This window comes from Metasolibacillus meyeri (genome assembly GCF_003049505.1).
Taxonomy (GTDB): Bacteria; Bacillota; Bacilli; order Bacillales_A; family Planococcaceae; genus Metasolibacillus; species Metasolibacillus meyeri.
In genome coordinates, this window is the sequence record NZ_PYWN01000263.1 from 1 (window position 1) to 625 (window position 625).

Genomic DNA, 625 nt, shown 5'->3' on the forward strand with positions numbered 1-625 from the left:
GTGGTAATAATAAAATATATTTATTTTTGAGCAATCTTTTCATCAGCAGATGGACCACTTCTTTCATTCGTCTCCCTCCCAGCCTTTTAGAATATTAAGTAGTCCACTATGTAGATAAGTCCCTCTTTGAATAGGGTGCTAGAAATTTCACCGTCTAACCTATTCAAAGAGGGTTTTAAAATATTCATTCCATTACTTTAATAGCGTTCAGTTCATCACTCATAAATACGAGAAATTTCCGTTGCTTTATTTTCGTGCAATACACATTGTACCTGTCGCTACGCTTTCGGTACAGAAGTTATTGTCGCTGACGTTTCACTTTCACGCAGGAAACATTGCTGGAAAATTTAAATTCTCAATTTACAATTCTTCTGGCTCAACAATTGTAGTTGGTGCATAAGGACCTACTCTAAGAGTACCTGAGAATAAATAATGCCCTGGTTTTCCTACAGAATAACCACGATTGTAAATATATCCCGAATAAATTTTTCCATTATGAGCTACACTTACCCACATAGACTTACTAGTTGATTGAACATCAGTTGAATACCAAAATGTATCGGATGTGACAGAGACTTCAGGTACTAAACTTTCCGCTGCCTGTACACTTGAAAAATTGGCTGAT

The 625-nt window shown here is 36.2% G+C and carries 1 protein-coding gene; it reads right to left on the reverse strand.

Annotated elements, in window-relative coordinates; genetic code table 11:
* Positions 1 to 360 precede the first annotated feature (360 nt).
* On the reverse strand, positions 361 to 625 hold a 265-nt coding region (locus C9J34_RS22265), incomplete at its 5' end, for a hypothetical protein (protein WP_193769142.1).